Genomic DNA, 25,305 nt, shown 5'->3' with positions numbered 1-25,305 from the left:
GAAAGGGCCGTGGAGCGGATGATGGCGATCGACCGGCGACAACTCATGGCGAGCGCGCTCGGGCTTTCCGCGGCGGCAATCGCCGCCCGCCCTTCGGCTGCTGCGCCGGCGACCTATGAGGACACGGTGCGAGCGTCGCGGGCACCGCTGCAACCGGTGCCGCGGGACCGCGAGCTCGTACGTTTTGCCACGCTCGCGGCCAACAGCCACAACACCCAGCCGTGGATCTTTTCCGTCCACGGCAACGAAATCGCGATCGCGCCGGACTTCACGCGGCGCTGTCCAGCCGTCGACCCCGACGATCACCACCTTTTCGTCAGCCTCGGCTGCGCCGCCGAGAACCTCGTCCTCGCGGCATCGGCGCTCGGCTGGCGCGCCAAACCGATCGTCGATGGCGACAGGATCGTGATCGCGCTGGAGCAAGCGCGCCCCGAAACGTCGGCGCTGGTCAACGCGATTCCCCTCAGGCAAAGCACCCGCGCCCCGTTCGACGGCAAGCCGGTGGCACCTGACGCCTTGCGCCAGCTCGAGAACGCCTGCCGGGAGCCGAACGTCTCGGCAATCCTGATGACCGAACGCGCGGCCGTCGCGAAAATGGCCGACTACGTGCTCGAAGGCAATGCCGCGCAAATGCGTGACAAGGCCTTCATGCGCGAGCTCGTGAGCTGGATGCGATTCAACGAGACCGATGCGGTCGCGACCATGGACGGGCTGTTCTCCCGCGCCTCGGGAAACCCGTCCCTGCCGGCATGGCTCGCGCGGCCGCTCCTCCCGTTCTTCTTCACCGCAAGCGGCGAGAACGAGAAATACCGCGCCGCGCTCGACAGCTCCGCGGGTGTCGTGGTGCTCGCCGCTGATCGTAGCGACATGTCGCACTGGATTGCGGTCGGCCGTGCGTGCCAGCGGTTCGGCCTGCAGGCGACCGCGCTCGGGCTCAAATATTCCTTCATCAACCAGCCGGTCGAGGTGGCGGCACTAAGGCCGCAATTCGCGACCTGGCTCGGACTGGGTGAGCGGCGTCCCGATATCATCATGCGCTTCGGAGCCGGGCCGGATCTGCCGAAATCGCTGCGGCGCGCCCCGGAAACGGTGATGCGGTCTGCGCAGTCGTTCTAGCGCCGAAGGCCGCTCAACGCCGGCGACTCGCCGGGCAGCATGTTCGATCTGATATCGCTGTCCATGCGGCTCGAATCCTGCTGGATGAACCCGGCCCCGAACGACAGGCTGAGGTTGGAGATCGGCTTGAATTCGACACCCGCGAACGCGCTATAGCCGGGCGCGGCGCCGGAGGTGAGCGGCGCAAGCGAGCTGCCAATGCCGTTGCCGTATTTCAGCGTGTCGAAACCGGCAAAGAACGTGACGGGCATGCCGCCCGCGGTCTTGGTGTTGTAGCCGAACTGCGAGCTATCATAGGAGAGCGCGCTGAAATTGCCGGCCAGTCCCGCCTGGCCGAGGCCGCTCCAATTGAGGTTGCCGCGTTGGCTGCCGACAAAGAAGCCATTCGCAAAATTGGTGCGCCCGCCGGCATCGAAGCTTGGGAAGTTGCCATAAGCGTCGGAGCCTTGGCCGGCACTGTCGCCAAAGCCGAAGGATCCGCCCGGTATGAAATACCGGAGCGGCGCAACTTGCGCATGAGCGGGCGTTCCGCCGAGGCAAAGCACGGCGAAGAGAGCTGCGAGACCGCAAGAACCTGCAAGGCTGGACATTCAGGCTTCCGTCGAAAACTTCGCAAATTATACCCTCCGGATGGCGCGAATGCCAGTGAGGCAGGCACGGATCTGATCTTCCCCATGCCGGCGCGTGGCTACGGCATACGGCCATGCCAATGCCGCAGCCCCGCCCGGCGCCGGCATCCTTGCCTCACTCGCGCCGCAACGTAAGCTGGCGATCGAGCAAGGCGGCGTGAGTCCGCCGAATGGGAGGATGACGATGAGATATCTCGGTCTGGCGCTGGCTGCGCTGCTCATTGTGACGGTTTCGGGAGCAGCCCGCGCCGGCGAGCCGACCCGCTTCGTGCCGCTGAAGCCGGACGAGCTGACGCCGCCGCAGAAGGAATGGGCGGATGCGATCGCCGTGCCCCCGCGCAACGCCAAATTCACCAACCCGCCTTACCGCGCCTATATCCGCAATCCGGAGCTCGCGCCAAAACTCTCGGCGATGTCGGACTATCTGCGCTGGAATTCGTCGCTGCCGGCGCGCCTCAGCGAATTCGCCATCCTGATCACCGCACGGCAATGGACGGCGCAGTATGAATGGTTCGCGCATTATCCGCTCGCGATGAAGGCCGGCCTCGATCCAGAAGTCGCCAAGGACATCGCGAACGGCGTGCGGCCGAAGGCGATGAAGGAGGACGAGGCCGCGCTCTACGACCTCGCGATGGCGCTCTATCGCGACAAGAAGGTCTCCGACGACGTCTACCGCGCGGCGCAACAGAAGTTCGGCGAGCGCGGCATCATGGATATCATCGGCCTGATCGGCTATTACGACCTGGTCTCGATGACGCTGATCACGATGCAGGCGGAAGCACCGAACGACAGCGTGCCCCCGCTGCCGCCGCTGGCCGCGAAGTAGAAACAGCAAACGCCCCGCTCTGAACTTGCGAATGGACCGGGCCGTCGAGCCCAACTCCGGTACCGTCACCCTGAGGTGGCCGCTTCTTCAGCGGCGTGAGGCGCGCCGCGCCCCACGGCTCGCACCTCAGGATGACGGAGTTGACGACGAAGCTGCTGACGTCCTGAAAACATGGAGACCCCGGTGACATCCGACAATCCCGTCACTTACGAACGCACAGGCAACATCGCCCGCATTACGCTGTGCCGCCCGCCCGTCAATGCGCTGAGCCTCGAGGTCATTCGCGCGGTGGTCGCCGCGCTCCGCCGCGCCGCCGACGATCCGGATGCGCGCGTGGTCGTGCTGGCGAGCGCGATTGCCAGGCGCTTTTCGGCGGGCCTCGACCTCGACATCCTGCTCGGCAAATCCGGTGGCCAGATCCGCGAATTCCTCCAGGCGCTCTATATCGACCTTTACGACGCCCAATACGCGCTCGGAAAGCCGTCGATCGCCGCGGTCGGCGGCGCGGCCCGCGGCGGCGGCATGACCATGGCGGTGTCCTGCGACGTGGTGCTGGCATCCGAAAGCGCGACGTTCGGCTATCCCGAGATCGACGTCGGCGTCATTCCCGCGATCCACTACGCACATCTGCCGCGCATCGTCGGGCGCCATCGCGCCTTCGAGCTGCTGTTCACCGGCCGGGTCTTCAGCGCCGCGGAAGCGCGCGAGCTCGGCGTGGTGAATCGCGTCGTCACCGATGCGGAGCTCGAGGCCGAGGTGCTGAAGATTGCGGCGCAATTCGCCGCGAAATCGGCCGCGGTGCTGCGGATGGGCCGGGCCGCCTTCATGCGCCAGATCGACCTCGACTATCGGCGCAGCATCGCGAGCGCCGTGGACGACTTCTGCAACGTTGCGACGTCGGATGAAGCGCAGGAGGGCCTGAAGGCATTCGTGGAGAAGCGGGCACCGAACTGGTGAGCGCGGCGGGCCGCCGCGCGTGCCGGGAACGCGAAGCGTTCAGGCGGTCTTGTCGACCGAAGACGACGAATCCGCCGGCGGATATTTCGTCACGGGCACCATGAAGGACTTGGTGCCGACCTGGTAGATGATCTTGCCGTTCTGCCCGTCGTCGGTCGCAATCTGCGCCTGGCCGAACATGATGACGTTCTTGTAGACGTAGCCGGTGCCCTGGCGGGTGATGCCGTCGGTGGTGACGCTGACCTGCGCTTCCTTGCCGTCGATGGAGAGCACCTTGAAGCTCGCGCTCTTGCCGTTGTCGCTGGAATAGCCGCCCCAGCTTCCCATCAGGCGGCTGTCGGAGGCCGGCGGCGCCTGCTTCTCGAGATTGGCGGTCTGCTTGCCGGCGCCCCCAAAGGAGAACAGGAGCACCATGTTCTTGCCGTCCTTGGTGCCGACCGTGACCCCGCCAAAGGTGATGAGCGTGCCCTGAACCTCGGCAAAGCCGCGCTCGGTGTGCCCGTTATGGGTGTACTCGACCTGCGCCCGGTTACCCCTGATGTTCACGACCTTGAAGCCGACGGGCTGATTGTTTCCCACCCAATTGCCCTTCCAGTCACCGAGCAGGGCGCTCTGGTGATACAGCCGCTCGTTGGCGGGCGAAATCTGGCTGGTGCTCGACGTGACGATGGCCATTGGGTGCTCGGAGACAGGTTTGACAAACCCGCATTCGTTCGTTCGCAGCCGGCAATGTCAGGAGGCTGACTGGAAACAAACAGAAACCGTCTGATTAGGGCCACGTACCGGTTAACGAGGAGTTAAGTTCAACCGCCGGGCGAGATGAGGCGAAAGGTCCCAACCGCCACTAGCGGCCCCAGCGATCCGACCAGATCTTCTCGCCGATCATGCAATTGACGCGCGGCTCCTTGTCGGCGACGCGCATCACGGGACGCTCCGGCGTGCGGCCCGCGACCTCCATCAGGAGTTTCGTGCGGATCGCTTCCTTGAACTTGTCGCGGTCCTTGATCGTGATGACGAAGGCGCCGGGACCGCCGATGACGCAGTCCTCGTAGTAATAGTCGAGGTTGTCGATATCCATGGTCGAATAGGACGGCTCCTTGACCATGATCGGCAGGCCGTTGATGACGATGCCCTTCTCGAGCGCGGCGTCGCGCGCCACCGTGACCGGGCCGCCATTGTTGTTGGGACCGTCGCCGGAGATGTCGATGACGCGACGCAAGCCCCGATAGGGATCTTCGTCGAACAGCGGCATCGCGAAATTGATCGCTCCGGAGATCGAGGTGCGCGAGGCGCGCCGGATCGGCGTCTTCATGATTTCGGCGGCGACCGCGTCGGCGGTCTCCGGTCCGTCGATCAGCCGCCAGGGAATGATGATCTTCTGGTCGCTGGACGCCGCCCACTCGAAATAGGTCACCGCGATCCGGCCGTTCGGACCGAGCTTCAGCGCCTGCAAGAACTCCTTCGACTGGATCGCCTGCGCATAGCCTTCGCGCTGGATCGCGAGCTCGTCCATGTCCATGGAGTAGGAAACGTCGACCGCAAGGATCAGCTCGACATCGACAGTCTGCGCATCCCTGTCAATCGCCAGCCGCTGCGGTTGATTTTTGGGCGGTTCAAATTTGGGCCCAGGTGCCGCCAAGCCCGCGACGTCCCCTCCGGCGAGCACGCCGGCCACAAGCACAGCCCCGATCGAGAACAGCATGCGCATCGCAGTCTCCCGTCGTATGACGCGATGGTGACATGCAAACGCCTTGCCGCAAAGTGCGAAGATCGCTTGCGCTTCACATTCAAGTTAGGAATTTGCGTCGTCGCGGCGACTTGCCGTCGTTTGGCCATCGCAATGACATCGGAACGCGCGCGATCACCGTCGGTCCCGGGCTCGCGAATCGAGAACTCCGGCGCGCCCCTTGCGCGTCTGGAAATTCGAGATTCCGGGCTCGACGCCGGGCATCGCCCCGGAATGACGACTCGTGGATGGAGCGCCCCGCCTACTTGTCCGGCGCGATTTCCATGCTAGGCTGACCGCACAGATGGGGATGGAGTCCCCCGACAACCGCCCGGCGGTCGCTGATCGTAATGGGCTGATGACTCCTGCTTGAGGTGAGGCAATTTTTGAGCCTATGCCTTTGGCGGGAGCATGGACAAACCCGCCGCTGGCGGGTTTTTTGTTGCCTGAAGCGGAGACCGGGAGACGGCGTGACGACGACGACACCGAATGCTGCGCGTACGGGGCTGCCCAGGGGAATCTGGGTGCTCGGTTTCGTCTCGATGCTGATGGACATCTCGTCCGAGATGATCCACGCCCTGCTGCCGGTCTATCTCGTCACCGTGCTCGGCGCCTCCACGCTCACCGTCGGCTTCATCGAGGGCGTCGCGGAGGCGACCGCCTCGATCACGAAGATATTCTCCGGTGCGCTGTCGGACTGGCTCGGACGCCGCAAGATGCTGGCCGCGCTCGGCTACGGCCTGGCCGCCTTCACCAAGCCGCTGTTCCCGGTCGCGCCCAGCGTCGGATGGCTGGTGGCGGCGCGCTTCATCGACCGGGTCGGCAAAGGTATCCGCGGCGCGCCGCGCGATGCGCTGATCGCCGATATCGCTCCCATCGGCCTGCGTGGCGCGAGTTTTGGCCTGCGGCAATCGCTCGACACCATCGGCGCCTTCGTGGGGCCGCTTGCGGCGATCGGCCTGATGTGGTGGACGGCCGACAATTTTACCGCTGTGTTCTGGGTGGCTGTGCTGCCCGCCTTTCTGTCCTTCGGACTGATCGCGTTCGCGGTGAACGAACCGGAGCCGGACCCGAGCCGGGAGTCCGCGAAGAATCCGCTGAATACCGCCGCGATGCGGCAGCTCGGCGCCGTCTACTGGCGCGTCGTGGCGGTCGGAATCGTCTTCACGCTCGCGCGCTTCAGCGAGGCCTTCCTGATTCTCCGCGCGCAGAACATCGGCCTCAATGCGATGTGGGTGCCGGCGGTGCTGGTGCTGATGAACATCGTCTACGCGCTGTCGGCCTATCCGGCCGGCGTGCTGTCGGACCGCATCAACCGGACCGGCCTGCTCGCGCTCGGCCTCGTCTTCCTCGCCGGCGCCGATCTCGCGCTGGCGCTGCTGCCGAGCCTTGGCGGCCTCGCGCTCGGTGTCGTGCTGTGGGGCCTGCATATGGGATTGACGCAGGGCCTGCTCTCGGCCCTCGTCGCCGACGCCGCACCGCCAAGCCTGCGCGGCACCGCCTTTGGCTATTTCAACCTGTTCACGGGCCTTGCACTGCTGGCCGCGAGCGTGATCGCCGGTGCGCTGTGGGACGCCTACGGTCCGGCCGGCACGTTCCTCGCAGGGCTCGGCTTCGCGCTGGTCGCGCTCGCCGGGCTGCTCGCTGTCGGGAATGGGCTGGCAGCGGAGGACAAATGATGATGGGAGGTCGTTCGTCGTGCTGAGCGGAATGGTCGCGATCGTGATCGGCAGCGTGCTGGGCGGCTGTGCGCGCTATTTCGTCTCCGGCGCGATCGCGCGGCGGCTGGGCGAGACGTTTCCGTGGGGCACCATGACCATCAACGTCACCGGCGCCTTCCTGATCGGCATTTTTGGTGCGCTGGCGACCCATCCCGGCTCGGTATTCGCCTCGCCCAATCCTTGGCTGTTCGCTGTGACCGGCTTCCTCGGCTGCTACACCACGGTGTCCTCGTTCAGCCTGCAAACGCTGACGCTCGCCCGCAACGGCGAACCCATGCACGCGCTCGGCAACGTCGCCTTCTCGGTCGGACTGTGCCTCGCCGCCGTCAGTTGCGGCTTCTTCCTCGCCGACAGTCTTGGAGGGTAGAGGCCGATGAACGCTCCCGCCTCCGACCGCTGGCGCAGCGCGATGCTCTATGCCTGGGTTTCCGCCGGCAGCGTCGTCGGTGGCCTGACGCGCTATCTGGTCGGGCTCGCGCTCGATACCGGACCAGGCTTTCCCTTCGCGACGCTGTTCATCAATGCCACCGGCTCGCTGATCATCGGCTTCTATGCGACGCTGACCGGCCCGGACGGCCGCGTGCTGGCACGGCCCGAGCACCGGCAGTTCGTCATGACCGGATTCTGCGGCGGCTACACCACCTTCTCGGCCTTCAGCCTGGAGACCTTTCGCCTGTTCCATGGCGGCATGAAATACACCGCGCTCGCCTATGTCGCGTCCTCGGTCGTCTGCTGGCTGGTGTCGGTCTGGGCCGGCCATATGCTGGCGAGCCGCACCAACCGCTTGAAAAGGAGCTGACCATGCAAATTCCCAATCAGGCTGTTTCGCTCCGCATCTTCATCGGCGAGAGCGACCATTTCGACGGCAAGCCGCTCTATGAAGCGATCGTGATGACGGCGCGCGAGCGGCACCTCGCCGGCGCCACCGTGCTGCGCGGCCCGATGGGGTTCGGCAAGTCGAGCCGGCTGCACACCTCGAAAATCCTGCGGCTCTCGGAAGACCTGCCACTGCTGATCGAGATCGTCGACAGCGAGGACAACATCAACGCATTCCTGCCCATCCTGGATGGCATGATGTCGAGCGGGCTGATCACCTTGGAGAAGGTGCAGGTCCTGCAATATGGTGAGAAGGCCGCGGGCTAACGCTGCGGCTGGAACCCAAGCCCGCCGTTTCCGGGAGGCGGAATGAACGACACCGTCAGCAAGCCAAAAACCAGGACCAAGACCAAGGTCGAGCGGCCCAAGCTGCACAAGGTCATCCTGATCAACGACGACTTCACCCCGCGTGAATTCGTCACGATGATCCTCAAGGCCGAATTCCGCATGACCGAGGATCAGGCCTACAAGGTCATGATCACCGCGCACAAGCTGGGGGCCTGCGTGGTCGCCGTGTTCACCAAGGATGTCGCCGAGACCAAGGCGACGCGCGCCACCGATGCCGGCCGCGCCAAGGGCTACCCGCTGCTGTTCACGACGGAGCCGGAGGAATAGGCCGCGCCGTCTCAAGCTATCCCTTCAGGCGCGCCATGATGATCTCGTCGTGATAGATGCCGTCGACCAGGATGGCCATCCGCCTGGTGCCTTCCTCGACGAACCCGACCTTGCGATAGAGCGCTGCCGCGGCGGTGTTGGTCGCGAACACGCCGAGCTCGATGCGTCGAAATCCGAACGCGTCCGCGGCTTGAATCGCCTGCCGCAGCAGCCTCTCGCCAAAGCCCCTGCCCCTGAAATCCGGCAGAAGCCCCATGAAGAGATCGCCGACATGCGCCGAGACCGCGCGGCTGGCCGGCGGCACGTTGCACCATCCGACCACGGTGCCGCCCGCGACGGCGACAATCTGCGGGTAGCCGCGCTCGACGTTGCGCGCCACGAAAGCGCGGACCTGCTCGATCGGCGGCGCCTCCGCCAGCGCGATGTATTTGCGCTCGCGGGCGACCATATCGACGGCGGCGCGAAAGGCATCGGTGTCGGCGATCTCGATCTGGCGGAATTCGACGGTCATAGGCGGTCTCGGTGCTTCAAGCCATCACCGCCGGCGCTTCCTCCGCCAGCCCGTACACGCGCTGCGCCCTGGAAAATCCCGCGATCGGAAATTCGCCGAGCTCACGCCAGTCGTGGCGGCAGGCGCTGGCGAAGACTTCCGAGACCACGACGGTTCGCCCGAGACGGCCCGCGATCTTCTCCAGCCGTGCAGCGAGATTGACGGCGGGGCCGATGCAGGTGAAGTCGAGCCGGTTGCCGCCGCCGATATTGCCGTAGAGGATGTTGCCGACGTGCAGCGCGACGCCGAAGCGGAAGCGCTCGATGACGTCGTCGACGGGAAAGGCGAGCGCCTCGACGCTCGCGCGAGATTCGCGGGCCGCCTCCAGCACGCGTGCGCAGACATGCGCGGCATCGCCGACATACTCGTCGATCGGAAACACCGCGAGCAGGCCATCGCCCATGAATTTCAGCACCTCGCCGCCATGGCCGCGGATCGCGGTGACCTGGCAGTCGAAATACTGATTGAGGATCTCGACCACCGTCTCGGCCGGCAGCCGGTCGGACAGCGCGGTGAAGCCGCGCAGGTCCGACAGCCAGATCGCGGCCTGCATGGTGTCGTTGTGGCCGCGGCGAATCTGGCCGCCGAGGATGCGCGCCCCGGCGCGGTTACCGACATAGGTGTCGAGCAGCATCTCGGCGGTGCGGCGCAGGCTGATGATCTCGCTGACGCGGGCGAGCGGCGCCACGAGGGTCCGGATCGCCGCGATGTCGTCGTCGCTGAAACCGCCGGGACGTCGCGTGACCCAGCTCGTTGCGTGGATCGAGCCGTCGAGATAGGGCATCGGTACCGCGAAATAGTCGGTGACGCCTTCGGCACGCATGTCGTCGAGGAACGGAAAACGTTTGCTGTCCGGATCGTCCATCCGTCCCCGGACCTCCAGCCCCTCCTCGAACACGATCCGAAGCGGGCTTCTGGCGAATTCAGGCGTCTCCAGGATTTCGAAATCGACGGTGCCGATCTCGACCTTCTGACCTTCCCGCCAAATGAAATTGCGGCCGAAGATTTCGGGATGCAGCGTGCGGATGAAGATACCGAACCGCCACAGCGGCAGGCCGGCCGCGACCAGATGCTCGCAGACCTCGGCGATCATCTCGGAAGGGGTTCCGGACGACCTCGCGCCGTCGATCAGCCAGTTGGTGATGCGCTGGATCTCGGAATTTTGCATGTCCGCATTTGCGGACGAAGTTGTGGGGACGTCAAGCTGCGCGGTGGGCTAGTACCGCGACACGAAGCGTCATCCGCGGGCTCTTCACCTCTCCCCGGAGGGGAGGTGAAGACCTCGCTGCCTCTATCGCCCGACCTGGCCGCGATCCCGAATGAAATGATCGGCCAGCACGCAGGCCATCATGGCTTCGCCGACGGGGACCGCACGGATGCCGACACAGGGATCGTGGCGCCCCTTGGTGAAGATCTCGGTGTCGGCGCCTTGGCGATCGACGGTGAGACGCGGCTGGAGGATCGACGAGGTCGGCTTGACCGCGAAACGCACCACGATCGGCTGGCCCGTGGAGATGCCGCCCAAAATGCCGCCGGCATGGTTGGACAGGAAGCGCGTGCCGTCATTGCCGGTGCGCATCTCGTCGGCGTTCTCCTCGCCGGTGAGCTCCGCCGCGCCGAAGCCGGCGCCGATCTCGACGCCCTTCACGGCGTTGATGGTCATCATCGCACCCGCGAGATCGGAATCGAGTTTTGCGTAGATCGGGGCGCCGAGGCCGGCCGGCACGCCTTCGGCGACGATCTCCAGCACCGCGCCGATCGAGGAGCCGCTCTTGCGGATGCCGTCGAGATAGGCCTCGAAGAACGCGGCCTTGTCCTTGTCCGGACAGAAGAACGGATTTTTGGCGACCTCGTCCCAGTCCCATTTGTCGCGGTCGATCTTGTGCGGCCCCATCTGCACCAGCGCGCCGCGCACCTTCACGTCGGGCAGCACCTTTCGCGCGACGGCGCCGGCAGCGACGCGCGTCGCGGTCTCGCGCGCCGAGGAGCGGCCGCCGCCGCGATAGTCGCGCAGGCCGTACTTGGCCTCATAGGTGAAGTCGGCATGGCCGGGGCGAAACTTGTCCTTGATCTCGGAATAGTCCTTCGAGCGCTGGTCGGTGTTCTCGATCAGCAGGCCGATCGGCGTGCCCGTCGTCACCTGCACGCCGGTCTCCGGATGCGCCATCACGCCCGACAGGATCTTGACCTGATCCGGCTCCTGACGCTGGGTGGTGAAGCGCGACTGGCCCGGCTTGCGGCGGTCGAGGTCACCCTGGATGTCGGCCTCGGTGAGCGGGATCATCGGCGGACAACCATCAACCACGCAGCCGATCGCCACCCCATGGCTCTCGCCGAAGGTGGTGACGCGGAACATGTGGCCGAAGGTGTTGAAGGACATTGGTGCTCGCTCGGTTCCGGCGTGTGGTAACGCGCGGGGGGCCGGGGGTCAAACCCGCTGCACCGCCCCGGAAGGACGGCGGCACGGCTTAACTATACTTCTCCAGCCGCCCGTCGCGGAACACGTAGACGGCGCCTTGCTCGATATAGAGCTCGGCGGCGCTGGCCGGCGTCTCCAGGCCGAGCGACACCATCAGGGCCCGGCAGGTCCCGCCATGGGCGACCGCAACCGTGTCGGTCCGGAGCTGATCGTGCCAGGCGCGGACGCGGACCTGCACGTCGGCATAGGTCTCTCCGCCCGCGGGGCCCACCGTCCATTTGTCAGCGAGGCGCCTGGCGTACACATCGGGATCGGCCGCCTCGCTCTCGGCCAGGGTCAGCCCCTCCCAGGCGCCGTAGTCGATCTCGCGCAGCCGATCGTCGAGCGCGTAGTCTGCGACCGGCAGCTCGAGCTTGCCGCGGGCGAGTTCCATGGTCATTCGCGCACGGCCGAGCGGGCTCGACACATAAGCCAGCGCCGCCTTGTCGCGGCCGTCGCGCTTGAACAGATCGGCCAAGACGCCGCCGGCCTGCACCGCCTGGTTGCGGCCACGCGCATTCAGCGGAATGTCCTTGGTGCCCTGAAGCCTGCCGAGCGCATTCCACTCGGTCTCGCCATGGCGAAGGTAGTAGATCGTGGGCGCGGGCATTCCAGGTAAACGTCAGTCCTTGCCGCCGAACGAGATGTCCGGCGCGTCCGGGCGCTTCATGCCGAGCACGTGATAGCCGGAATCGACGTGATGCACCTCGCCGGTGACGCCGCGCGACAGATCGGAGAGCAAATACAGCGCGCTGCCGCCGACGTCTTCGGTCGAGACGTTGCGCCGCAGCGGCGCGTTGTTCTCATTCCACTTCAGGATATAGCGGAAGTCGCCGATGCCTGACGCGGCGAGCGTCTTGATCGGTCCCGCCGAGATCGCGTTGACGCGGATGTTCTTCTCGCCGAGATCGGCGGCGAGATAGCGCACGCTGGCCTCCAGCGCCGCCTTCGCCACGCCCATCACGTTGTAATGCGGCATCCACTTCTCGGCGCCGTAATAGCTGAGCGTGATCAGCGAGCCGCCGTCCGTCATCAGCTTCTCGGCGCGCTGCGCCACGGCCGTGAACGAGTAGCAGGAGATCAGCATCGACTTGGAAAAGTTCTCCGGCGTGGTGTCGACGTAGCGACCGTCGAGCTGCTCGCCATAGGCGATCGCGTGCACCAGGAAGTCGATCTTGCCCCACTTCTCCTGCAGCACCGCAAAGGCCGCGTCGATGGTCGCAGCATCGGTGACGTCGCAATGGCCGAGCACAAGCCCGCCGATCTCGGCAGCGAGCGGCTCGACGCGCTTCTTCAGCGCATCACCCTGGTAGGTGAAGGCGAGCTCGGCGCCGGCGGCGTGGCATGCCTTGGCGATGCCCCAGGCGATCGAGCGGTTGTTGGCAACGCCGAGGATCACCCCGCGCTTGCCCTGCATCAGTCCTTGCATCAGACCTGAATTCTGCGCCATTTTGCTAACGTCCCGTCGAGCTCTCGTTAGGGTCTGGAGGTACACCAGCCCTCCATCGCGGTACAGTCCTAATCCGCGGCGTTAACGCTGTTTCGAGCGCCGGAATAGCCGTTCCGTTCGGGTGTTATGATCGTTGAGGCGCTCGCGCCTGATACCAGGACGTCAAGACCGCAATGAGTGCGTTTCGCCAGAGTGTGGAAGCCATGATCCCGGCGTTGCGCCGCTACGCCCGCGCGCTCACGCGCGATGCGGATGCGGCCGACGATCTGGTGCAGGATACGCTGGTGCGGGCGCTGCGTTCGGAGCGCCTGTTCCTCGGAGGTGACGTCAGGAGCTGGCTCTATACGATCCTGACCAACCTCAACAAGAACCGGCGCCGCTCGCTGGCAAGGCGGCCGCAATTCATGCAGCTGACCGAGAACAACCCGGATGCCAGCGGGACCGAAGCCGAGGGACGCGACATCGAGAAGGCGCTGGCAACGCTGGTCGAAGAGCAGCGCTCGGTGCTGCTGCTGGTGATGCTGGAGGGCATGAGCTACCGCGAGGTCGCCGACATCCAGGGCGTGCCGATTGGCACCGTGATGTCGCGCCTGGCACGCGCCCGTGCCCACGTTAAAGCCTCGCTGGAGGGCGAGCGCCCGGCGCTCAGGCGGGTGAAATGATGGCAGGATTGATGCATCGCGCAGCGTCCGCCCGCCGCCGAAAGAAGCGGGCGAAGTTGGGTCACGAAGGATATTTTGGGCCGCAGAGCCAGAGACGACCGATATGAACGACCGCAATATTCCCATCACCGAGGACGAGCTGCACGCCTATGTCGACGGCGAATTGCCGGCCGAGCGCTGCGCCGACGTCGAGGCCTGGCTTGCCGCCCATCCTGAGGATGCCGAACGGGTGCAGTCCTGGCGCGCCATGGCCGAGATGCTGCACGCCCGCTACGACGGCGTCGCCCAGGAGCCGGTGCCGGCGCGGCTGGAGCTCGAGCGGCTGGAGCGCCGCCCCCGGCAATGGCTCTATGGCGCCGCCGCGGCTGTGCTGGTCGCCTTCGTCGCCGGCGGCACCGCCGGCTGGATCGCGCATGGCGCCGCCAACGCCCCCTCGACCTTCCAGAGTTTTACGGCAGACGCACTCGACGCCCATCGCCTCTATGTCGTCGAGGTCCGCCACCCCGTCGAGGTCGGCGGCAACGAGCGGGACCATCTCCAGGCCTGGCTGACCAGGCGCTGCGGCTGGACCGTGTTCGCGCCGAACCTGGAGGCCAGCGGACTGAAGCTGGTCGGCGGCCGGCTCCTGCCCGGGCCGAGCGGGCCTGCGTCGTTCCTGATGTATGAGGGCGCCTCGGGCGAGCGGTACACGATCTACACCGCCAAGACCGAGAATGGTGCAACGCAAATGCGCTACGCCAGGACGGACAAGGACGGTGCGTTGTTCTGGGCTGAACGGGGCGTCGGCTATGTCGTCAGCGGTGGCGGCGACCGCGACCGGCTGACCAAGGTGGCGCAGGCCGTCTACGACCAGGCAGAGAAAAACGGCACCTAGACAACCGCACGAGCGCGGTGCCTCGATTCCGTCATTGAAAATTTGGAATCAAGACATCGGCGCGTCTCATTATCGCACCGGATGATCACGCGAAAATGAGCAGCGTTCGATCCGCCGATCGACGCGGGCGGCCTCGATTGGGGTTTTTGGTACCGCGCTGGTCCCCCTCTCGAGGCCGCACCTTTTTATCGGCTGCCCCGCCGGACAGCCGACACGTCGAGCACATGAAGCGCTACCACGCCTCAGGCATATGATGAGCATCATCTGCAAAGAGGATGCCGTAGACCTTAGGAGAACCCCTTCAATTCCGATCTCGCCCTAGCCAAGCCCGCTACGTGGATTGTAGGGGTGTTGGTCCCGCCACTTTTCCATCAATGCTTCAAGCTCGGCGTCGTTCCCGTCCGGTAGCATAATCCTGACGGTGACGAAGAGATCCCCGGTTCCGCCCGCTTTCGGCAGACCCTTGCCCTTCAGCCGGAAGGTGCGGCCGCTGGACGTGTTTTTCGGAACCGAGAGCTCCACGGCATTGCCAAGGGTGGGCACGCGGACCTTGCCGCCGAGCACCGCCTCGTAAAGTGTGACCGGCAGGTCGATCCTGAGATCCGCGCCCTCGATCTTGAAATAGGCATGCGGCGCAATGCTGATGGTGATCAAGAGATCGCCCGGCGGATGGCCCTGGGCGCTCTCGCCCTGCCCGCGCAGCCGAATCTGCTGGCCCTCGGACACGCCGGCCGGAATCTTGACGTTGAGCTCCTTGCCCGTCGGCAGCCGGACGCGCTTCTCGCTGCCCTTGACCGACTCTTCCAATGAGACGCTCATGGCGACGTTCACGTCGAGATCGAGCCCGATCCCGCCGGTGTCGAATTCGAACTGCCCGGCGCCGCCGGCCCCGGGCCGCGCGCCGCGCACCCCGCCGCCGAACATGCTGTTGAGGATGTCCTCGAAAGCGCCGCCGCCCTGGCCGGGGCCACCGCCGGAGCGGAACGTATAGCTCTCGAACCCGCCGGGACCGCCCGCGCGGCCACGCGGCCCGCCGCCGCCCGGAAAACCCTGGAAGCGCGGCTTGCCGTCGGCGTCGATCTCGCCGCGGTCGAACTGCTTGCGCTTGTCCTCGTCGCCGATGATCTCGTTCGCCGAATTGATCTCGGAGAAGCGCTCGGCGGCCTTCGGGTCGTCCTTGTTGCTGTCGGGATGATGCTTCTTGGCAAGCTTGCGATAGGCGCTCTTGATCGCGGCAGCGCTGGCGCTCCGCGGCACCCCCAAGACCTCATAGGGGTCGCGCATCCGTCACGTCTCCTTCAAGAAATCGAATTGTCCAAAGGGCTCCCCGCCCCACCTGCGATCCATGTGGGGAGAGAGTGGCATTTTTGCAACTGGGATTGCCGGCCGAATCCTAGCTCCGCCACGGCTTTAGCGTATGAATCTCCCAACGGCCACGGCTGCTTTGGCAGCCGGCGCCCTGGAGCCAGCTTTCGGTGTTGCCGTTGACGTAGCTCGCGAGGAAGTCGCGGCACCTGCGGCCGTCCTCGGCGGCGTAGGACTGCGCGATCGGCGTCACCGAACCACGCGCCCCGGTCTCCGGATTCTCCCAGTGCTGGCTGGAATCCTTGTCGCCCTTGCTGAGCACGTCGGAGGCGGCGTTGCGGGCAAAGGCAAGATCGGTCTCGGTCGGCGCGGTGTCCCTCTGCCGCACGATCGAGCCGGTGAGGTCGCTGTCGTCGGCCTTGGCATAGGCACTGCCGTCATTGCGGGAAAAGCTGCAACCGCCGGCGCCGACCCCGATCAGGATCACCGTCATGACAAAGCCGGACGGCCGGATCGCCGATAGGCCAACGCGTCCCCATGCCCTATATAGGGCGGTAGCGGACAACAACGCGTTTTGGGCCGCGAAACGCAACTCGGACTCCAGACATGACCGACACGACCTCGATGAAACACCAGACACCCTTAACATCCGGTGATTTCACCGCCGCCGACGAGCCATTTGCGCTGTTCGAGGCCTGGCTGAACGAGGCGATCAAGAGCGAGCCGAACGATCCGAACGCCATGGCGCTCGCGACCGTCGATCCCGACGGGCTGCCTGATGTGCGCATGGTGCTGATGAAAGGCTTCGATACCGAGGGTTTTGTCTTCTACAGCCACATCGCCAGCCAGAAGGGCCGCGAACTCGCCGCAAACCCTAAGGCAGCGTTACTTTTTCACTGGAAGTCGCTGCGCCGGCAGGTCCGCATCCGCGGCAACGTGACGCCGGTGACCGACGCCGAGGCCGACACCTATTTCGCCACCCGTCCCAAGCAGGCGCAGATCGGCGCCTGGGCGAGCAAGCAGTCGCAGGAGCTGGAGAGCCGCTTCGCCTTCGAACAGGCCATCGCAAAGGTCGCGGCCAAGTACGTCATTGGCGAGGTGCCGCGGCCGCCGGGCTGGAGCGGCTGGCGCATCAGCCCGGTGCGTATCGAGTTCTGGCACGATCGCCCATTCCGCCTGCACGACCGCATCGAATTTCGCCGTGACGCGGCCGGCCAGAAGTGGTCCAAGACGCGGATGTATCCTTAGGCCCCGACCTGAAAGACCTTCATGCCGCATTCGTCAAACGCACCGCGACGCACGCTACTCCTGACCGGAGCGAGCCGCGGTATCGGCCATGCCACCGTGATCCGCTTCTCCTCGGCGGGCTGGCGCGTCATCACCTGCTCGCGGCATCCCTTCCCGGAGGACTGCCCCTGGGACGCCGGCCCCGAGGACCACATCCAGGTCGACCTCGCCGATCCCAGGGACACGACGCGCGCCATCTCCGAAATCCGCAACCGCCTCGAGGGCGGCATGCTGCACGCACTCGTGAACAACGCCGCGATCTCGCCGAAGGGCCCCGGCGGCTCGCGGCTCGGCTCGGTCGACACCGACCTCGACACCTGGACGCATGTCTTCCACGTCAACTTCTTCGCCCCGATCATGATTGCGCGCGGGCTGATCGAGGAATTGAAGACGGCCAAGGGCTCGGTGGTGAACGTCACCTCGATCGCCGGCTCGCGCGTGCATCCCTTCGCGGGGGCCGCCTATGCCACCTCGAAGGCCGCATTGGCTTCGCTTACACGCGAAATGGCCTCGGACTTCGGCCGCGTCGGCGTGCGCGTCAACGCGATTGCGCCGGGCGAAATCGACACCTCGATCCTGTCGCCGGGCACCGAGAAGATCGTCGAGCAGCAGATCCCGATGCACCGGCTCGGCACGCCCGACGAGGTCGCCAAGATCATCTATGTGCTGTGCACGGAGACCAGTTCTTACGTCAACGGCGCCGAGATCCACATCAACGGCGGCCAGCACGTGTAGGCAAGGCACGCAGAGCATGGGCCGGTTCGCGAGCACTGTGTCACTCTACGAGCATTTGCGGCCGCCTTACCCGGACGAGTTCTTTCGTAGCGTCGCAGAACAGCTCAGCCTCTCCAAACGATCCGGCTTGATCGACCTCGGCACCGGACCCGGCCTGCTGGCGCTCGGCTTCGCCCCCTATGTCGGCCACCTCGTCGGCGTCGACCCCGAACCTGCAATGCTCGATGCGGCGCAACGCGCGGCCGCGAGCGCAGGTCACGCGCTCACGCTGATCGAGGGCAAGGCCGAGACGCTTGCCCCCGACATCGGCAGCTTCGACGTAGTGGCGATCGGCCGCGCATTGCACTGGATGGATCGCGAGCCGACGCTCGCACGCCTCGATGGGCTGGTCGCGCGCGACGGCGCGATAGCGATCTGCGCTTCGTTCTCAGCCACCGACGGCCGCAACCCCTGGCTCGATGGTTACAACGAAGTTCGCCGCCGCTGGTCGCCGGCCAAGCTCTGGGAGGAGGCAGGCAGAGGCACGCGCACCCATCGCGACTTGCCCGCGTTCTTTCGCGGCAGTCCCTTTCAGCCTACCGAACTTGTCACGGTCGAGACCAGCCACACGGTGAGCGTGGAGGACCTGACACGACGCACCCTCACCTACTCTTCGTCCTCGCCGGACGCATTGGGAGAGAATGTCGAGGCGATGCTGCGCGATGTCAGGGAGCACCTTGCGTTCTTCAGCCGCGACAGCGTGATCGCCGAGACCATCGTCTCGACGGCGCAGATCGTGAAACGCTAGGGCTGATTTGCCGAAAGGCGGGAAGCAAGGCGATCCAGACAAAGCCGCCGCAAGACCTGGATCGCCCTTACCTTCCGCTCCTCAATCGATTCGAATCCGACGCGACCTGTCGCGCGGCCGCGGAGCGGCCGTGCTGAATGCAGTCGAGCAGTCGTCGTCGTTCTCACCGTCGAGCAGCGGAGCACCACAGTGCCGGCACATGCGTGCCGACATCGACGACGCCTTGCCGCTCGCCAGGACCTGACGATAGTTCGCCAGATCGATGACGTTGCGGGGCGACGTTATGTGTTTTTCAACCATGGCTGTTCCTCGCGGCTACGCACTGCTTATCGCAGACAAGTTTCGCGCAAACGTTCAGCCCACCGCTCAAATTTTACCGGAGGAATTGGGGCGGCGAGCACGCATCACCACACGGCCGCAATCCCGCTCTATTCTGCGACACGATTCACCGTGTCTCTGCGAACGCCGTAAGGTCTCGGTAGCTATCACAGCCACTTCTTCCACTTGAAGATCCAGTACGGGACGATCGCGGCGATCAGCATCAACACCAGAGCAAACGGATAGCCGTGCGCCCATTCGAGTTCCGGCATCGCCTTGAAGTTCATGCCGTAGATCGAGGCGATCAGCGTCGGCGGCATCAGGACAACGGCCATGACCGAAAACAGCTTGATGATGTTGTTCTGCTCGAGATTGACGACGCCGAGCATGGCGTCGAGCACGAAGGTGATCTTGCTGGAGAGATAGGAGGCGTGATCCGTCAGCGAGGCGACGTCGCGCTGCATGGTCTTGAGCTGCTCGCGCATGTCCTTCGACCATTTTACGCCTTCCACCACCGCCGAGAGGAAGGCGACGACGCGGCCGATCGAGACCAGGCTCTCGCGAACCTTGGAGGTCAGATCGCCCTTGCGGCCGATCGAGATCAGGATCTGGGAATATTGCTTGGCGTGGCCGTGGCGCTCGCTCTCGGGCTCGAAGATGTCGTGCGAGACCTGGTCGATGTCGGCGCCGCATTTCTCCAGAATGTCGGCGCAGCGATCAATCACGGCGTCCAGCAGCTCCATCAGCACCATCTCGCCGGTGATGGACGGGGTGCAGGCGCGGGCGAGCTTGGCCTCGACCAGCGCGAAGGGTTTTGGCTGATCGTAGCGCACCGTCACCAGGCGGTGGTCGCCGAGGATGAAGGTCACCGCCGTGGTCCGGGGCATGTCGGTATCGGAATGGCACATCAGCGTCGCCGTCATGTAGCGCGCACCGTTCTCGATATAGAGGCGGCTGGAGATCTCGATCTCTTGCATGTCCTCCCGGGTCGGGATGGCGATCCCCGCCAGCCGCTCCACCGCCTTATCCTCGGCCGCAGTCGGGTTGAACAGGTCGATCCACACCGCATGCTCCGGCACTGTCGCGAGATCGTCGACGACGGCCTTCTTGAGGGAGGTGTCGGAGGGAACGAACACAGAAAACATGCACAACTCCAGCTGGGGCCTGCGACAGACTGACAGCCCTTAGCGCGATTCTGACAAGTTCATGATGACAAGCACATTAACGGTGCGTTTGCATTTGTGGCGGTGCCGTGGCCCAACCGTGGCACAGAATCGACACTCCGGCCCACTTTGCCCCAAAACCCGCTCAAAGCTGAAAAACTTGCGGCAAAAAAGCCACAGCTGAGGTCTTGCAGCGCGGGAAAAGACCTTGAGTGCTGGAATTGTGGCAGATTTCAACGATAATGGGATTAACGGAGTCGAGGAACTTGGGCGCCAAGCTCAGGCTTTCCCGCGCGGTATTGTTTTGATTGGAACCAAACCATGTCGTCGCTGAAAGTTAAGTTGGGGATTTTGGCCGCAGGCCTGATGCTGTCGGGCTGCATGCAGGCCACTCATTTTGAAGCGACCGACAGCAAGGCTTTCAAGCCGAAGGACAAGGAACTCCTCGCCAAGGTCCGGTACGAGAACACCCCGGTCGCCGAGCCGTTCCGCCGCGCCATCGTCGACTACCACCGCAAGGAATCGCCGGGCTCGATCGTGGTCGATTCCGACAACCACTATCTCTACTACGTGCAGGATGGCGGCAAGGCGATCCGCTACGGCATCACCGTCGGCGAAGAGGCGATGGCCTGGTCCGGCATCGCCAAGGTGGGCAGCAAGACCGAGTGGCCGGCCTGGCATCCGACCCCGGGCGAAATTTCACGCCTGGGCGTGCCGACCTATGTTGCGCCCGGCCCGGACAATCCGATGGGCTCTCGCGCGATCTACCTTTATTCCGGCGGAAAAGACACGTTGTTCCGCATCCACGGCACCAACCAGCCGGAATATATCGGCGCCTCGATCTCGTCGGGCTGCATCCGCCTGACCAACGAGGACGCGATCGACCTCTATGATCGCGTCAAGGTCGGCACGATCGTGGTGGTGCTCGAGCCCAAGCACGGCGACTCGCCCTACAATTCGCGGCTGGCGCTTGGCGCCGGCGGAACTGGCCAGGCGGGCAGCTACTGATCGCCTCCTGATCTCTGATATCCAAAAGCGCCGGTTTTACCGGCGCTTTTTTGTTGCCGGCTTGTGCGGCTGAGCCTTGTTGCCATCGGCAGCCGACTTGTCCGCAGACAAGGGGGATTTCTCAGCCCCCTCGTCATCGGCTCCATCCTTTGCCTCAGGCTTGTTCGTCTCAGATTTGGCCGCGACCTCGCGCGGCGGCGCCTCCTCGGGCCGCTCCGCCGGCAGCAGCGGGGCGACCTGCGGCAGGGGATCCCAGACGTTCCACTGGCAGATCCGGTAGTCGTTGCGCCGCTGTGCGAGATCAAGATGGATGTGGTCTTCGTGGTACCAGTCCGAGCCCGGACCGAGCACCGTGGAAAAGCGCGCACAGACCGAATGCAGCACGCGCTCGCGCACCTCGCGCGACAGGGTGCGGTCGGTCAGGCCGATCGACTGCCCGTTGGCGAGCTTGATGGCGCGGACGTCGAGGGCGTTGGCCTTGCCGTGCTCGGACAGCATGGCGCCTGCGACGCGATTGCGGCCGCGGCACTCGAAGCTGTCGAAATTATCGAGATCGCTGATGGTCGTGCCGAGGCTCGTGGCCAGCGGCACCATGTCCTTGCGCACCCAATCGGCGATCGCGGACGCCATGGTGCAGCGGAGGATGGCCGCCGGCTTGACCGCCACCTTGCGCTTGTCCGGCAGCACGATGGCCTCCAGCCGCACCAGATCCTCACCACCGCAGGCGCCGGGACCGCGGATATCCGGAATGGACGGCGCGACCGCGATCTCCTCGGTCAGCGCGAGCCGGCAGGCCGATGCCAGCTTCTCGGGCGGCGGCGCGGCCTCGGCGGGTTTGTTGGCGCCCGGCTTGTCAGGGGTCGGCCTGCCGTCAGCCTCCGGGGCGGCCTCGTCCGGTGCCTTGGGGGCCTCCGCGGGGCGAGGTTTCGGTAGCGGGATCTTGGCGGAATGAACCGTCGCGCGCGGCCGTGGTGTACCAAAGCCGAAGATATCGAGCGGCGCAGCATATTTTCGCGCCTCCGCCCGGTCCGCCAGCACAAGCGTTAGCCCCAGCGCGGCGGTAACCATTGCCGCGCCGGCGGACATATAGCCGCGACAAGACCATTTGCGGCGAAAGTCCGGCAGGCTAAAACTCATGACAATTCTTTGGCCCAACGCTGAGAGCGATAACGCGTCCAGCGACTTCTTGGAGGAACGTCTGAATGCTTGGTTTGATGCAAGACTGGCCCCTGCTCTGCCACCGGATCATCGAACACGCCGCCAGGATTCATGGCAAGCAGGAGGTGGTCACGCGATCGGTCGAAGGACCGATCCATCGCACCACCTACGGCGAGATCCACAAGCGGGCGCTCAAGGTCTCGCAGATGCTGGAGCGCGACGGCATCAAGCTCGGCGACCGCGTCGCAACGATCGCCTGGAACACCTGGCGCCATCTCGAGGTCTGGTACGGCATCATGGGGATCGGCGCCATCTGCCATACCGTCAATCCCCGTCTTTTCCCCGAGCAGATCGCCTGGATCATCAACCATGCGCAAGACCGCATCGTGATGACCGACATCACCTTCGTTCCGGTCCTGGAGAAGATCGCCGACAAGCTGCCGAGCGTTGAACGCTACGTCGTGCTCACCGACAAGGCGCATATGCCTCAGACCACGCTGAAGAATGTGGTGGCCTACGAGGACTGGATCGCGGAGGCCGACGGTAAATTCAAATGGAAGGACTTTGACGAGAACACGGCAGCGGCGATGTGCTACACGTCGGGCACCACGGGCGACCCGAAGGGCGTGCTGTATTCGCATCGCTCCAACGTGCTGCACGCGCTGATGGCGAACAATGTCGACGCGCTCGGCACCAGCGCCTCCGAGACGATGCTGCCGGTGGTTCCGCTGTTCCACGCCAACAGCTGGGGCATCGCGTTCTCCGCGCCCTCGCAGGGCACCAAGCTGGTGATGCCCGGCGCCAAGCTCGACGGCGCCTCGGTGTACGAGCTGCTCTCGACCGAGAAGGTGACCCATACCGCGGGCGTTCCCACGGTGTGGCTGATGCTGCTCCAGCACATGACCGCCAACCATCTGAAGCTGCCGGACCTGAAGATGGTGATCTGCGGCGGCTCGGCGATGCCGCGCTCGATGATCAAGGCCTTCCTCGACATGGGCTCGAACGTCCGCCACGCCTGGGGCATGACCGAGATGAGCCCGATCGGCAGCGTCGCGGCGCTGAAGCCGCCGTTCCAGAACGCGACCGGCGATGCCCGGCTCGACGTCCTCCAGATGCAGGGCTACGCGCCCTTCGCCGTCGAGATGAAGATCACCGACGATGCCGGCAAGGAGCTGCCCTGGGACGGCAAGACTTTCGGCCGACTCAAGGTCTCCGGCCCCGCCGTCGCCAAGGCTTATTACCGGGTCGACACCAACATTCTCGACGAGGACGGCTTCTTCGACACCGGCGACGTCTCGACCATCGACGAGGACGGCTACATGCGGATCACCGACCGCTCCAAGGACGTGATCAAGTCCGGCGGCGAATGGATCTCTTCGATCGACCTCGAAAACCTCGCGGTCGGCCATCCGGCCGTGGCGGAGGCCGCCGTGATCGGCGTGTTCCACCCCAAATGGGACGAGCGGCCGCTGCTGATCGTGCAGCTCAAGCAGGGCCAGCAGGCCAGCCGCGAGGACATCCTGAAATACATGGACGGCAAGATCGCCAAATGGTGGATGCCCGACGACGTCGCCTTCGTCGACGGCATTCCGCACACCGCCACCGGCAAGATCCTGAAGACGGCGCTGCGCGACCAGTTCAAGGATTACCGCTTCCCAAACGCGGCGGCGTAGGTCCAACCATCGAAACTGTATCCGCCATGCGGCCCCTGCGCTACCCGCAGGGGCCTTTTTTGCGCTCACAACTGCGAGCAGCGAAAGCCCGCCTCCGGCCGGCTGAAGAACATCCGCTGCTCCTTCACGACGAGCACGAGTTGGTTGCGATCCCGCAACGAGCCGCACACATCCCTGGCGATGGTCTTGAAGACGCGGGTTTCCGCATAGGGCGTCACGTTGAGATCTTCGATCGCCCAGCGTTGAAGATTCAGCACATTGGTATTTGGAGAGGTGTGAACCACGCGTGACCTGACGCTGCTCGACGTCGATGCCGCGCCCTGATCGCTGAGATAGATCTGCGCCTCCGTCAGATTGCCGGAATAGAGCGCGGACGACAGATAGGAATCCCAGAGATTGAAGAAGCTCAGCGCGGGCAACACGGCGAACAACGCCACGGCTGCGGCATGACCGATGCCGCGTCCGTTCCAGACCACGTCGCGCCAGGAGAGCTCCGCATCCCCTGAAAACAAGAGCACGTCGAAGACGGCCATCGTCGCGGTCCACGGCCAGACGATGTTGTTCCAGTTCAGGCCGAAGGGACCGAACATCGCCAGGATGAAGACGTGCATGGCCACCGCCGTGACCAGCGATACGCGGCGGTAACGCCGGGTTAGCAGGCCTGCGCCGAACGCCACTTGAATGAAGGGGACCGCAAATCCGAAAGCGCCGAGAATGCCGCTCAGCGCCGGAAACAGGCCGGTGATGGGCGTGACGACCCAGGGAAAATCGTTCTCCACGAAGTTGGGATTGACCTTCTGCAGGCCGGAAAAGATGTAGGTGAACGCGACGACCAGCCGGGCCGCGTTGAGCGTTTGCTGATCGCCGCCCGGATCCGTGCGGCCGCTTCGCCCGAGCGCCACGATCGCGAGCAGGAAACTGTACTGAAACACCCAGGGCTGCCAGCGCGTCTGGTCGGCAACGCAGAATGCCGCGACGATGGCAAGGAAGCCGGCAATGGACCAATGGGCTCTGGGGGCCACCACGGCGAGCACCGCCAGCACGAAGAGTGCGGCATAGAGACCGTTCGCCGCGACGCCCTCGATCCCGGGCAGTATCGACCAGACCGGCGCCTCCGGATAGGAGCGCGGCCCGATCCACAGCGCCGGGCACATCAGGAGCCCGACACAGAATGCGGCGAGGATGGTCACTCTGAGCCAGAACAGCCGCCTCGCGGAATCCTGTCCTCGACTATCGTCGTTGCGGCAATGTTTTCGGCTGCCTTTGTCGGCCACGGCCGATTCCTGCATACGGTTTCACCCACCTTTGGTGGCTTGTCCGAGGCCGATGGTTCGACCCGCGACCAAAGACCGCTCCGGCGCCGGCAGACGGCCCCAAAGTGGGGATAAACCGCTTCACAGCGCTGCGAAAA

29 protein-coding genes and 1 riboswitch are annotated in these 25,305 nt (G+C 64.9%); of the genes, 15 read left to right on the top strand and 14 right to left on the bottom strand.

Annotation, left to right across the window (positions count from 1 at the left end; all coding sequences use genetic code 11):
• Window positions 1-18: 18 nt before the first annotated feature.
• Window positions 19-1,116, top strand: a complete 1,098-nt coding sequence (locus tag AC1RUR_RS15950) for an Acg family FMN-binding oxidoreductase (protein WP_492845941.1) — start codon at window positions 19-21, stop codon at window positions 1,114-1,116.
• On the opposite strand, the gene AC1RUR_RS15945 is transcribed toward AC1RUR_RS15950, so the two are convergent.
• Complete coding sequence (locus tag AC1RUR_RS15945) at window positions 1,113-1,706, bottom strand: hypothetical protein (protein ID WP_492845552.1); 594 nt, start codon at window positions 1,704-1,706, stop codon at window positions 1,113-1,115. The genes AC1RUR_RS15950 and AC1RUR_RS15945 overlap by 4 nt on opposite strands.
• Window positions 1,707-1,929: 223 nt before the next feature.
• On the opposite strand from AC1RUR_RS15945, the gene AC1RUR_RS15940 reads away from it, so the two are divergent.
• Both AC1RUR_RS15940 and AC1RUR_RS15935 read left to right on the top strand, forming a co-directional pair.
• Complete coding sequence (locus AC1RUR_RS15940) at window positions 1,930-2,571, top strand: carboxymuconolactone decarboxylase family protein (protein ID WP_492845550.1); 642 nt, start codon at window positions 1,930-1,932, stop codon at window positions 2,569-2,571.
• A gap of 183 nt (window positions 2,572-2,754) precedes the next feature.
• Complete coding sequence (locus AC1RUR_RS15935; RefSeq protein WP_492845548.1) at window positions 2,755-3,528, top strand: enoyl-CoA hydratase/isomerase family protein; 774 nt, start codon at window positions 2,755-2,757, stop codon at window positions 3,526-3,528.
• Between the two features lie 39 nt (window positions 3,529-3,567).
• Here AC1RUR_RS15935 and AC1RUR_RS15930 read toward each other — a convergent pair whose 3' ends face one another.
• The gene (locus AC1RUR_RS15930; RefSeq protein ID WP_492845546.1) at window positions 3,568-4,203 is read right to left on the bottom strand and encodes a hypothetical protein; all 636 of its coding nucleotides are present in this window, start codon (window positions 4,201-4,203) and stop codon (window positions 3,568-3,570) included.
• Between the two features lie 169 nt (window positions 4,204-4,372).
• Window positions 4,373-5,236, bottom strand: a complete 864-nt coding sequence (locus AC1RUR_RS15925; RefSeq protein WP_492845544.1) for a DUF1194 domain-containing protein — start codon at window positions 5,234-5,236, stop codon at window positions 4,373-4,375.
• Window positions 5,237-5,551: 315 nt separating this feature from the next.
• Window positions 5,552-5,629: riboswitch (Fluoride riboswitch) on the top strand.
• Window positions 5,630-5,724: 95 nt separating this feature from the next.
• Between AC1RUR_RS15925 and AC1RUR_RS15920 the strand changes: the two genes are divergently transcribed.
• From AC1RUR_RS15920 to clpS, 5 genes are read left to right on the top strand one after another with little or no spacing between them, the layout of a single operon-like run.
• Window positions 5,725-6,933: an MFS transporter gene (locus AC1RUR_RS15920; RefSeq protein ID WP_492845542.1), complete on the top strand. Its 1,209-nt coding sequence runs from the start codon at window positions 5,725-5,727 to the stop codon at window positions 6,931-6,933.
• The gene (gene crcB, locus AC1RUR_RS15915; protein ID WP_492845540.1) at window positions 6,908-7,342 is read left to right on the top strand and encodes a fluoride efflux transporter CrcB; all 435 of its coding nucleotides are present in this window, start codon (window positions 6,908-6,910) and stop codon (window positions 7,340-7,342) included. Before AC1RUR_RS15920 ends, crcB begins: the two co-directional genes overlap by 26 nt.
• Before the next feature lie 6 nt (window positions 7,343-7,348).
• Window positions 7,349-7,774 carry a CrcB family protein gene (locus AC1RUR_RS15910; RefSeq protein ID WP_492845538.1) on the top strand — a complete coding sequence of 142 codons (426 nt, stop codon included), beginning with the start codon at window positions 7,349-7,351 and terminating at the stop codon, window positions 7,772-7,774.
• 2 nt (window positions 7,775-7,776) lie between these two features.
• Window positions 7,777-8,118: a DUF190 domain-containing protein gene (locus AC1RUR_RS15905; RefSeq protein WP_492845536.1), complete on the top strand. Its 342-nt coding sequence runs from the start codon at window positions 7,777-7,779 to the stop codon at window positions 8,116-8,118.
• Window positions 8,119-8,160: 42 nt separating this feature from the next.
• Window positions 8,161-8,466: an ATP-dependent Clp protease adapter ClpS gene (gene clpS, locus AC1RUR_RS15900; protein WP_492845534.1), complete on the top strand. Its 306-nt coding sequence runs from the start codon at window positions 8,161-8,163 to the stop codon at window positions 8,464-8,466.
• Window positions 8,467-8,482: 16 nt separating this feature from the next.
• Here clpS and AC1RUR_RS15895 read toward each other — a convergent pair whose 3' ends face one another.
• From AC1RUR_RS15895 to fabI, 5 genes are all read right to left on the bottom strand, one after another.
• Entirely contained in the window at window positions 8,483-8,977 is a 495-nt protein-coding gene (locus AC1RUR_RS15895) for a GNAT family N-acetyltransferase (RefSeq protein WP_492845532.1), read from the bottom strand.
• A gap of 16 nt (window positions 8,978-8,993) precedes the next feature.
• Window positions 8,994-10,184: an adenylate/guanylate cyclase domain-containing protein gene (locus AC1RUR_RS15890; protein ID WP_492845530.1), complete on the bottom strand. Its 1,191-nt coding sequence runs from the start codon at window positions 10,182-10,184 to the stop codon at window positions 8,994-8,996.
• A 123-nt stretch (window positions 10,185-10,307) separates the two neighbouring features.
• Window positions 10,308-11,396, bottom strand: a complete 1,089-nt coding sequence (gene aroC, locus AC1RUR_RS15885; protein WP_492845528.1) for a chorismate synthase — start codon at window positions 11,394-11,396, stop codon at window positions 10,308-10,310.
• 88 nt (window positions 11,397-11,484) lie between these two features.
• Window positions 11,485-12,084: a histidine phosphatase family protein gene (locus tag AC1RUR_RS15880; protein ID WP_492845526.1), complete on the bottom strand. Its 600-nt coding sequence runs from the start codon at window positions 12,082-12,084 to the stop codon at window positions 11,485-11,487.
• Between the two features lie 12 nt (window positions 12,085-12,096).
• Window positions 12,097-12,924, bottom strand: coding sequence for an enoyl-ACP reductase FabI (gene fabI, locus AC1RUR_RS15875; protein ID WP_492845524.1), 828 nt, complete (start codon window positions 12,922-12,924; stop codon window positions 12,097-12,099).
• A gap of 173 nt (window positions 12,925-13,097) precedes the next feature.
• Here fabI and AC1RUR_RS15870 point away from each other — a divergent pair, with 173 nt between their 5' ends.
• Both AC1RUR_RS15870 and AC1RUR_RS15865 read left to right on the top strand, forming a co-directional pair.
• Entirely contained in the window at window positions 13,098-13,586 is a 489-nt protein-coding gene (locus tag AC1RUR_RS15870) for a sigma-70 family RNA polymerase sigma factor (RefSeq protein WP_011085414.1), read from the top strand.
• Between the two features lie 103 nt (window positions 13,587-13,689).
• Complete coding sequence (locus tag AC1RUR_RS15865; RefSeq protein ID WP_492845522.1) at window positions 13,690-14,460, top strand: anti-sigma factor family protein; 771 nt, start codon at window positions 13,690-13,692, stop codon at window positions 14,458-14,460.
• Window positions 14,461-14,778: 318 nt separating this feature from the next.
• On the opposite strand, the gene AC1RUR_RS15860 is transcribed toward AC1RUR_RS15865, so the two are convergent.
• Window positions 14,779-15,744, bottom strand: a complete 966-nt coding sequence (locus AC1RUR_RS15860; RefSeq protein ID WP_492845520.1) for a DnaJ C-terminal domain-containing protein — start codon at window positions 15,742-15,744, stop codon at window positions 14,779-14,781.
• 109 nt (window positions 15,745-15,853) lie between these two features.
• Window positions 15,854-16,258 (bottom strand): RT0821/Lpp0805 family surface protein, encoded by a 405-nt coding sequence (locus tag AC1RUR_RS15855; protein WP_492845519.1) that lies wholly within the window; start codon window positions 16,256-16,258, stop codon window positions 15,854-15,856.
• Between the two features lie 113 nt (window positions 16,259-16,371).
• Between AC1RUR_RS15855 and pdxH the strand changes: the two genes are divergently transcribed.
• The 3 genes from pdxH to AC1RUR_RS15840 are packed head-to-tail and all read left to right on the top strand — an operon-like array spanning window position 16,372 to window position 18,574.
• Entirely contained in the window at window positions 16,372-17,013 is a 642-nt protein-coding gene (pdxH, locus tag AC1RUR_RS15850; protein ID WP_492845517.1) for a pyridoxamine 5'-phosphate oxidase, read from the top strand.
• 21 nt (window positions 17,014-17,034) lie between these two features.
• A complete protein-coding gene (locus AC1RUR_RS15845; RefSeq protein WP_492845515.1) occupies window positions 17,035-17,787 on the top strand; it encodes an SDR family NAD(P)-dependent oxidoreductase in 753 nt (250 codons plus the stop codon).
• Between the two features lie 16 nt (window positions 17,788-17,803).
• Complete coding sequence (locus tag AC1RUR_RS15840) at window positions 17,804-18,574, top strand: class I SAM-dependent methyltransferase (protein ID WP_492845513.1); 771 nt, start codon at window positions 17,804-17,806, stop codon at window positions 18,572-18,574.
• An 81-nt stretch (window positions 18,575-18,655) separates the two neighbouring features.
• Here AC1RUR_RS15840 and AC1RUR_RS15835 read toward each other — a convergent pair whose 3' ends face one another.
• On the bottom strand, window positions 18,656-18,874 hold the full coding sequence (locus tag AC1RUR_RS15835; RefSeq protein ID WP_038972668.1) for a hypothetical protein: 219 nt from the start codon (window positions 18,872-18,874) through the stop codon (window positions 18,656-18,658).
• Window positions 18,875-19,059: 185 nt separating this feature from the next.
• A complete protein-coding gene (locus AC1RUR_RS15830) occupies window positions 19,060-20,037 on the bottom strand; it encodes a magnesium transporter CorA family protein (protein ID WP_492845511.1) in 978 nt (325 codons plus the stop codon).
• Between the two features lie 339 nt (window positions 20,038-20,376).
• Between AC1RUR_RS15830 and AC1RUR_RS15825 the strand changes: the two genes are divergently transcribed.
• Window positions 20,377-21,063: a L,D-transpeptidase gene (locus tag AC1RUR_RS15825; protein ID WP_492845509.1), complete on the top strand. Its 687-nt coding sequence runs from the start codon at window positions 20,377-20,379 to the stop codon at window positions 21,061-21,063.
• A 36-nt stretch (window positions 21,064-21,099) separates the two neighbouring features.
• Here AC1RUR_RS15825 and AC1RUR_RS15820 read toward each other — a convergent pair whose 3' ends face one another.
• Window positions 21,100-22,200, bottom strand: a complete 1,101-nt coding sequence (locus tag AC1RUR_RS15820; RefSeq protein ID WP_492845508.1) for an extensin family protein — start codon at window positions 22,198-22,200, stop codon at window positions 21,100-21,102.
• Between the two features lie 65 nt (window positions 22,201-22,265).
• On the opposite strand from AC1RUR_RS15820, the gene AC1RUR_RS15815 reads away from it, so the two are divergent.
• The gene (locus tag AC1RUR_RS15815; RefSeq protein WP_492845506.1) at window positions 22,266-23,894 is read left to right on the top strand and encodes a fatty-acid--CoA ligase; all 1,629 of its coding nucleotides are present in this window, start codon (window positions 22,266-22,268) and stop codon (window positions 23,892-23,894) included.
• Between the two features lie 65 nt (window positions 23,895-23,959).
• On the opposite strand, the gene AC1RUR_RS15810 is transcribed toward AC1RUR_RS15815, so the two are convergent.
• A complete protein-coding gene (locus tag AC1RUR_RS15810) occupies window positions 23,960-25,168 on the bottom strand; it encodes an HTTM domain-containing protein (RefSeq protein WP_492845504.1) in 1,209 nt (402 codons plus the stop codon).
• Window positions 25,169-25,305 lie beyond the last annotated feature (137 nt).

Source organism: Bradyrhizobium sp. GW821-FHT12B03, from assembly GCF_058807535.1.
Note: the sequence above shows the minus strand (reverse complement) of the source record. Positions and strands in the feature narration are given on the sequence as shown.

Coding starts and splice junctions, on each gene's coding strand:
- AC1RUR_RS15830 (WP_492845511.1), bottom strand. CDS start 20,037: ATGTTTTCTGTGTTCGTTCCCTCCGACACCTCCCTCAAGAAGGCCGTC.
- crcB (WP_492845540.1), top strand. CDS start 6,908: ATGGGCTGGCAGCGGAGGACAAATGATGATGGGAGGTCGTTCGTCGTG.
- fabI (WP_492845524.1), bottom strand. CDS start 12,924: ATGGCGCAGAATTCAGGTCTGATGCAAGGACTGATGCAGGGCAAGCGC.
- AC1RUR_RS15835 (WP_038972668.1), bottom strand. CDS start 18,874: ATGGTTGAAAAACACATAACGTCGCCCCGCAACGTCATCGATCTGGCG.
- clpS (WP_492845534.1), top strand. CDS start 8,161: ATGAACGACACCGTCAGCAAGCCAAAAACCAGGACCAAGACCAAGGTC.
- AC1RUR_RS15925 (WP_492845544.1), bottom strand. CDS start 5,236: ATGCGCATGCTGTTCTCGATCGGGGCTGTGCTTGTGGCCGGCGTGCTC.
- AC1RUR_RS15825 (WP_492845509.1), top strand. CDS start 20,377: ATGTCGTCGCTGAAAGTTAAGTTGGGGATTTTGGCCGCAGGCCTGATG.
- AC1RUR_RS15940 (WP_492845550.1), top strand. CDS start 1,930: ATGAGATATCTCGGTCTGGCGCTGGCTGCGCTGCTCATTGTGACGGTT.
- AC1RUR_RS15815 (WP_492845506.1), top strand. CDS start 22,266: ATGCTTGGTTTGATGCAAGACTGGCCCCTGCTCTGCCACCGGATCATC.
- AC1RUR_RS15950 (WP_492845941.1), top strand. CDS start 19: ATGATGGCGATCGACCGGCGACAACTCATGGCGAGCGCGCTCGGGCTT.
- AC1RUR_RS15895 (WP_492845532.1), bottom strand. CDS start 8,977: ATGACCGTCGAATTCCGCCAGATCGAGATCGCCGACACCGATGCCTTT.
- AC1RUR_RS15910 (WP_492845538.1), top strand. CDS start 7,349: ATGAACGCTCCCGCCTCCGACCGCTGGCGCAGCGCGATGCTCTATGCC.
- AC1RUR_RS15820 (WP_492845508.1), bottom strand. CDS start 22,200: ATGAGTTTTAGCCTGCCGGACTTTCGCCGCAAATGGTCTTGTCGCGGC.
- aroC (WP_492845528.1), bottom strand. CDS start 11,396: ATGTCCTTCAACACCTTCGGCCACATGTTCCGCGTCACCACCTTCGGC.
- pdxH (WP_492845517.1), top strand. CDS start 16,372: ATGACCGACACGACCTCGATGAAACACCAGACACCCTTAACATCCGGT.
- AC1RUR_RS15840 (WP_492845513.1), top strand. CDS start 17,804: ATGGGCCGGTTCGCGAGCACTGTGTCACTCTACGAGCATTTGCGGCCG.
- AC1RUR_RS15860 (WP_492845520.1), bottom strand. CDS start 15,744: ATGCGCGACCCCTATGAGGTCTTGGGGGTGCCGCGGAGCGCCAGCGCT.
- AC1RUR_RS15870 (WP_011085414.1), top strand. CDS start 13,098: ATGAGTGCGTTTCGCCAGAGTGTGGAAGCCATGATCCCGGCGTTGCGC.
- AC1RUR_RS15855 (WP_492845519.1), bottom strand. CDS start 16,258: ATGACGGTGATCCTGATCGGGGTCGGCGCCGGCGGTTGCAGCTTTTCC.
- AC1RUR_RS15890 (WP_492845530.1), bottom strand. CDS start 10,184: ATGCAAAATTCCGAGATCCAGCGCATCACCAACTGGCTGATCGACGGC.
- AC1RUR_RS15905 (WP_492845536.1), top strand. CDS start 7,777: ATGCAAATTCCCAATCAGGCTGTTTCGCTCCGCATCTTCATCGGCGAG.
- AC1RUR_RS15930 (WP_492845546.1), bottom strand. CDS start 4,203: ATGGCCATCGTCACGTCGAGCACCAGCCAGATTTCGCCCGCCAACGAG.
- AC1RUR_RS15880 (WP_492845526.1), bottom strand. CDS start 12,084: ATGCCCGCGCCCACGATCTACTACCTTCGCCATGGCGAGACCGAGTGG.
- AC1RUR_RS15945 (WP_492845552.1), bottom strand. CDS start 1,706: ATGTCCAGCCTTGCAGGTTCTTGCGGTCTCGCAGCTCTCTTCGCCGTG.
- AC1RUR_RS15865 (WP_492845522.1), top strand. CDS start 13,690: ATGAACGACCGCAATATTCCCATCACCGAGGACGAGCTGCACGCCTAT.
- AC1RUR_RS15845 (WP_492845515.1), top strand. CDS start 17,035: ATGCCGCATTCGTCAAACGCACCGCGACGCACGCTACTCCTGACCGGA.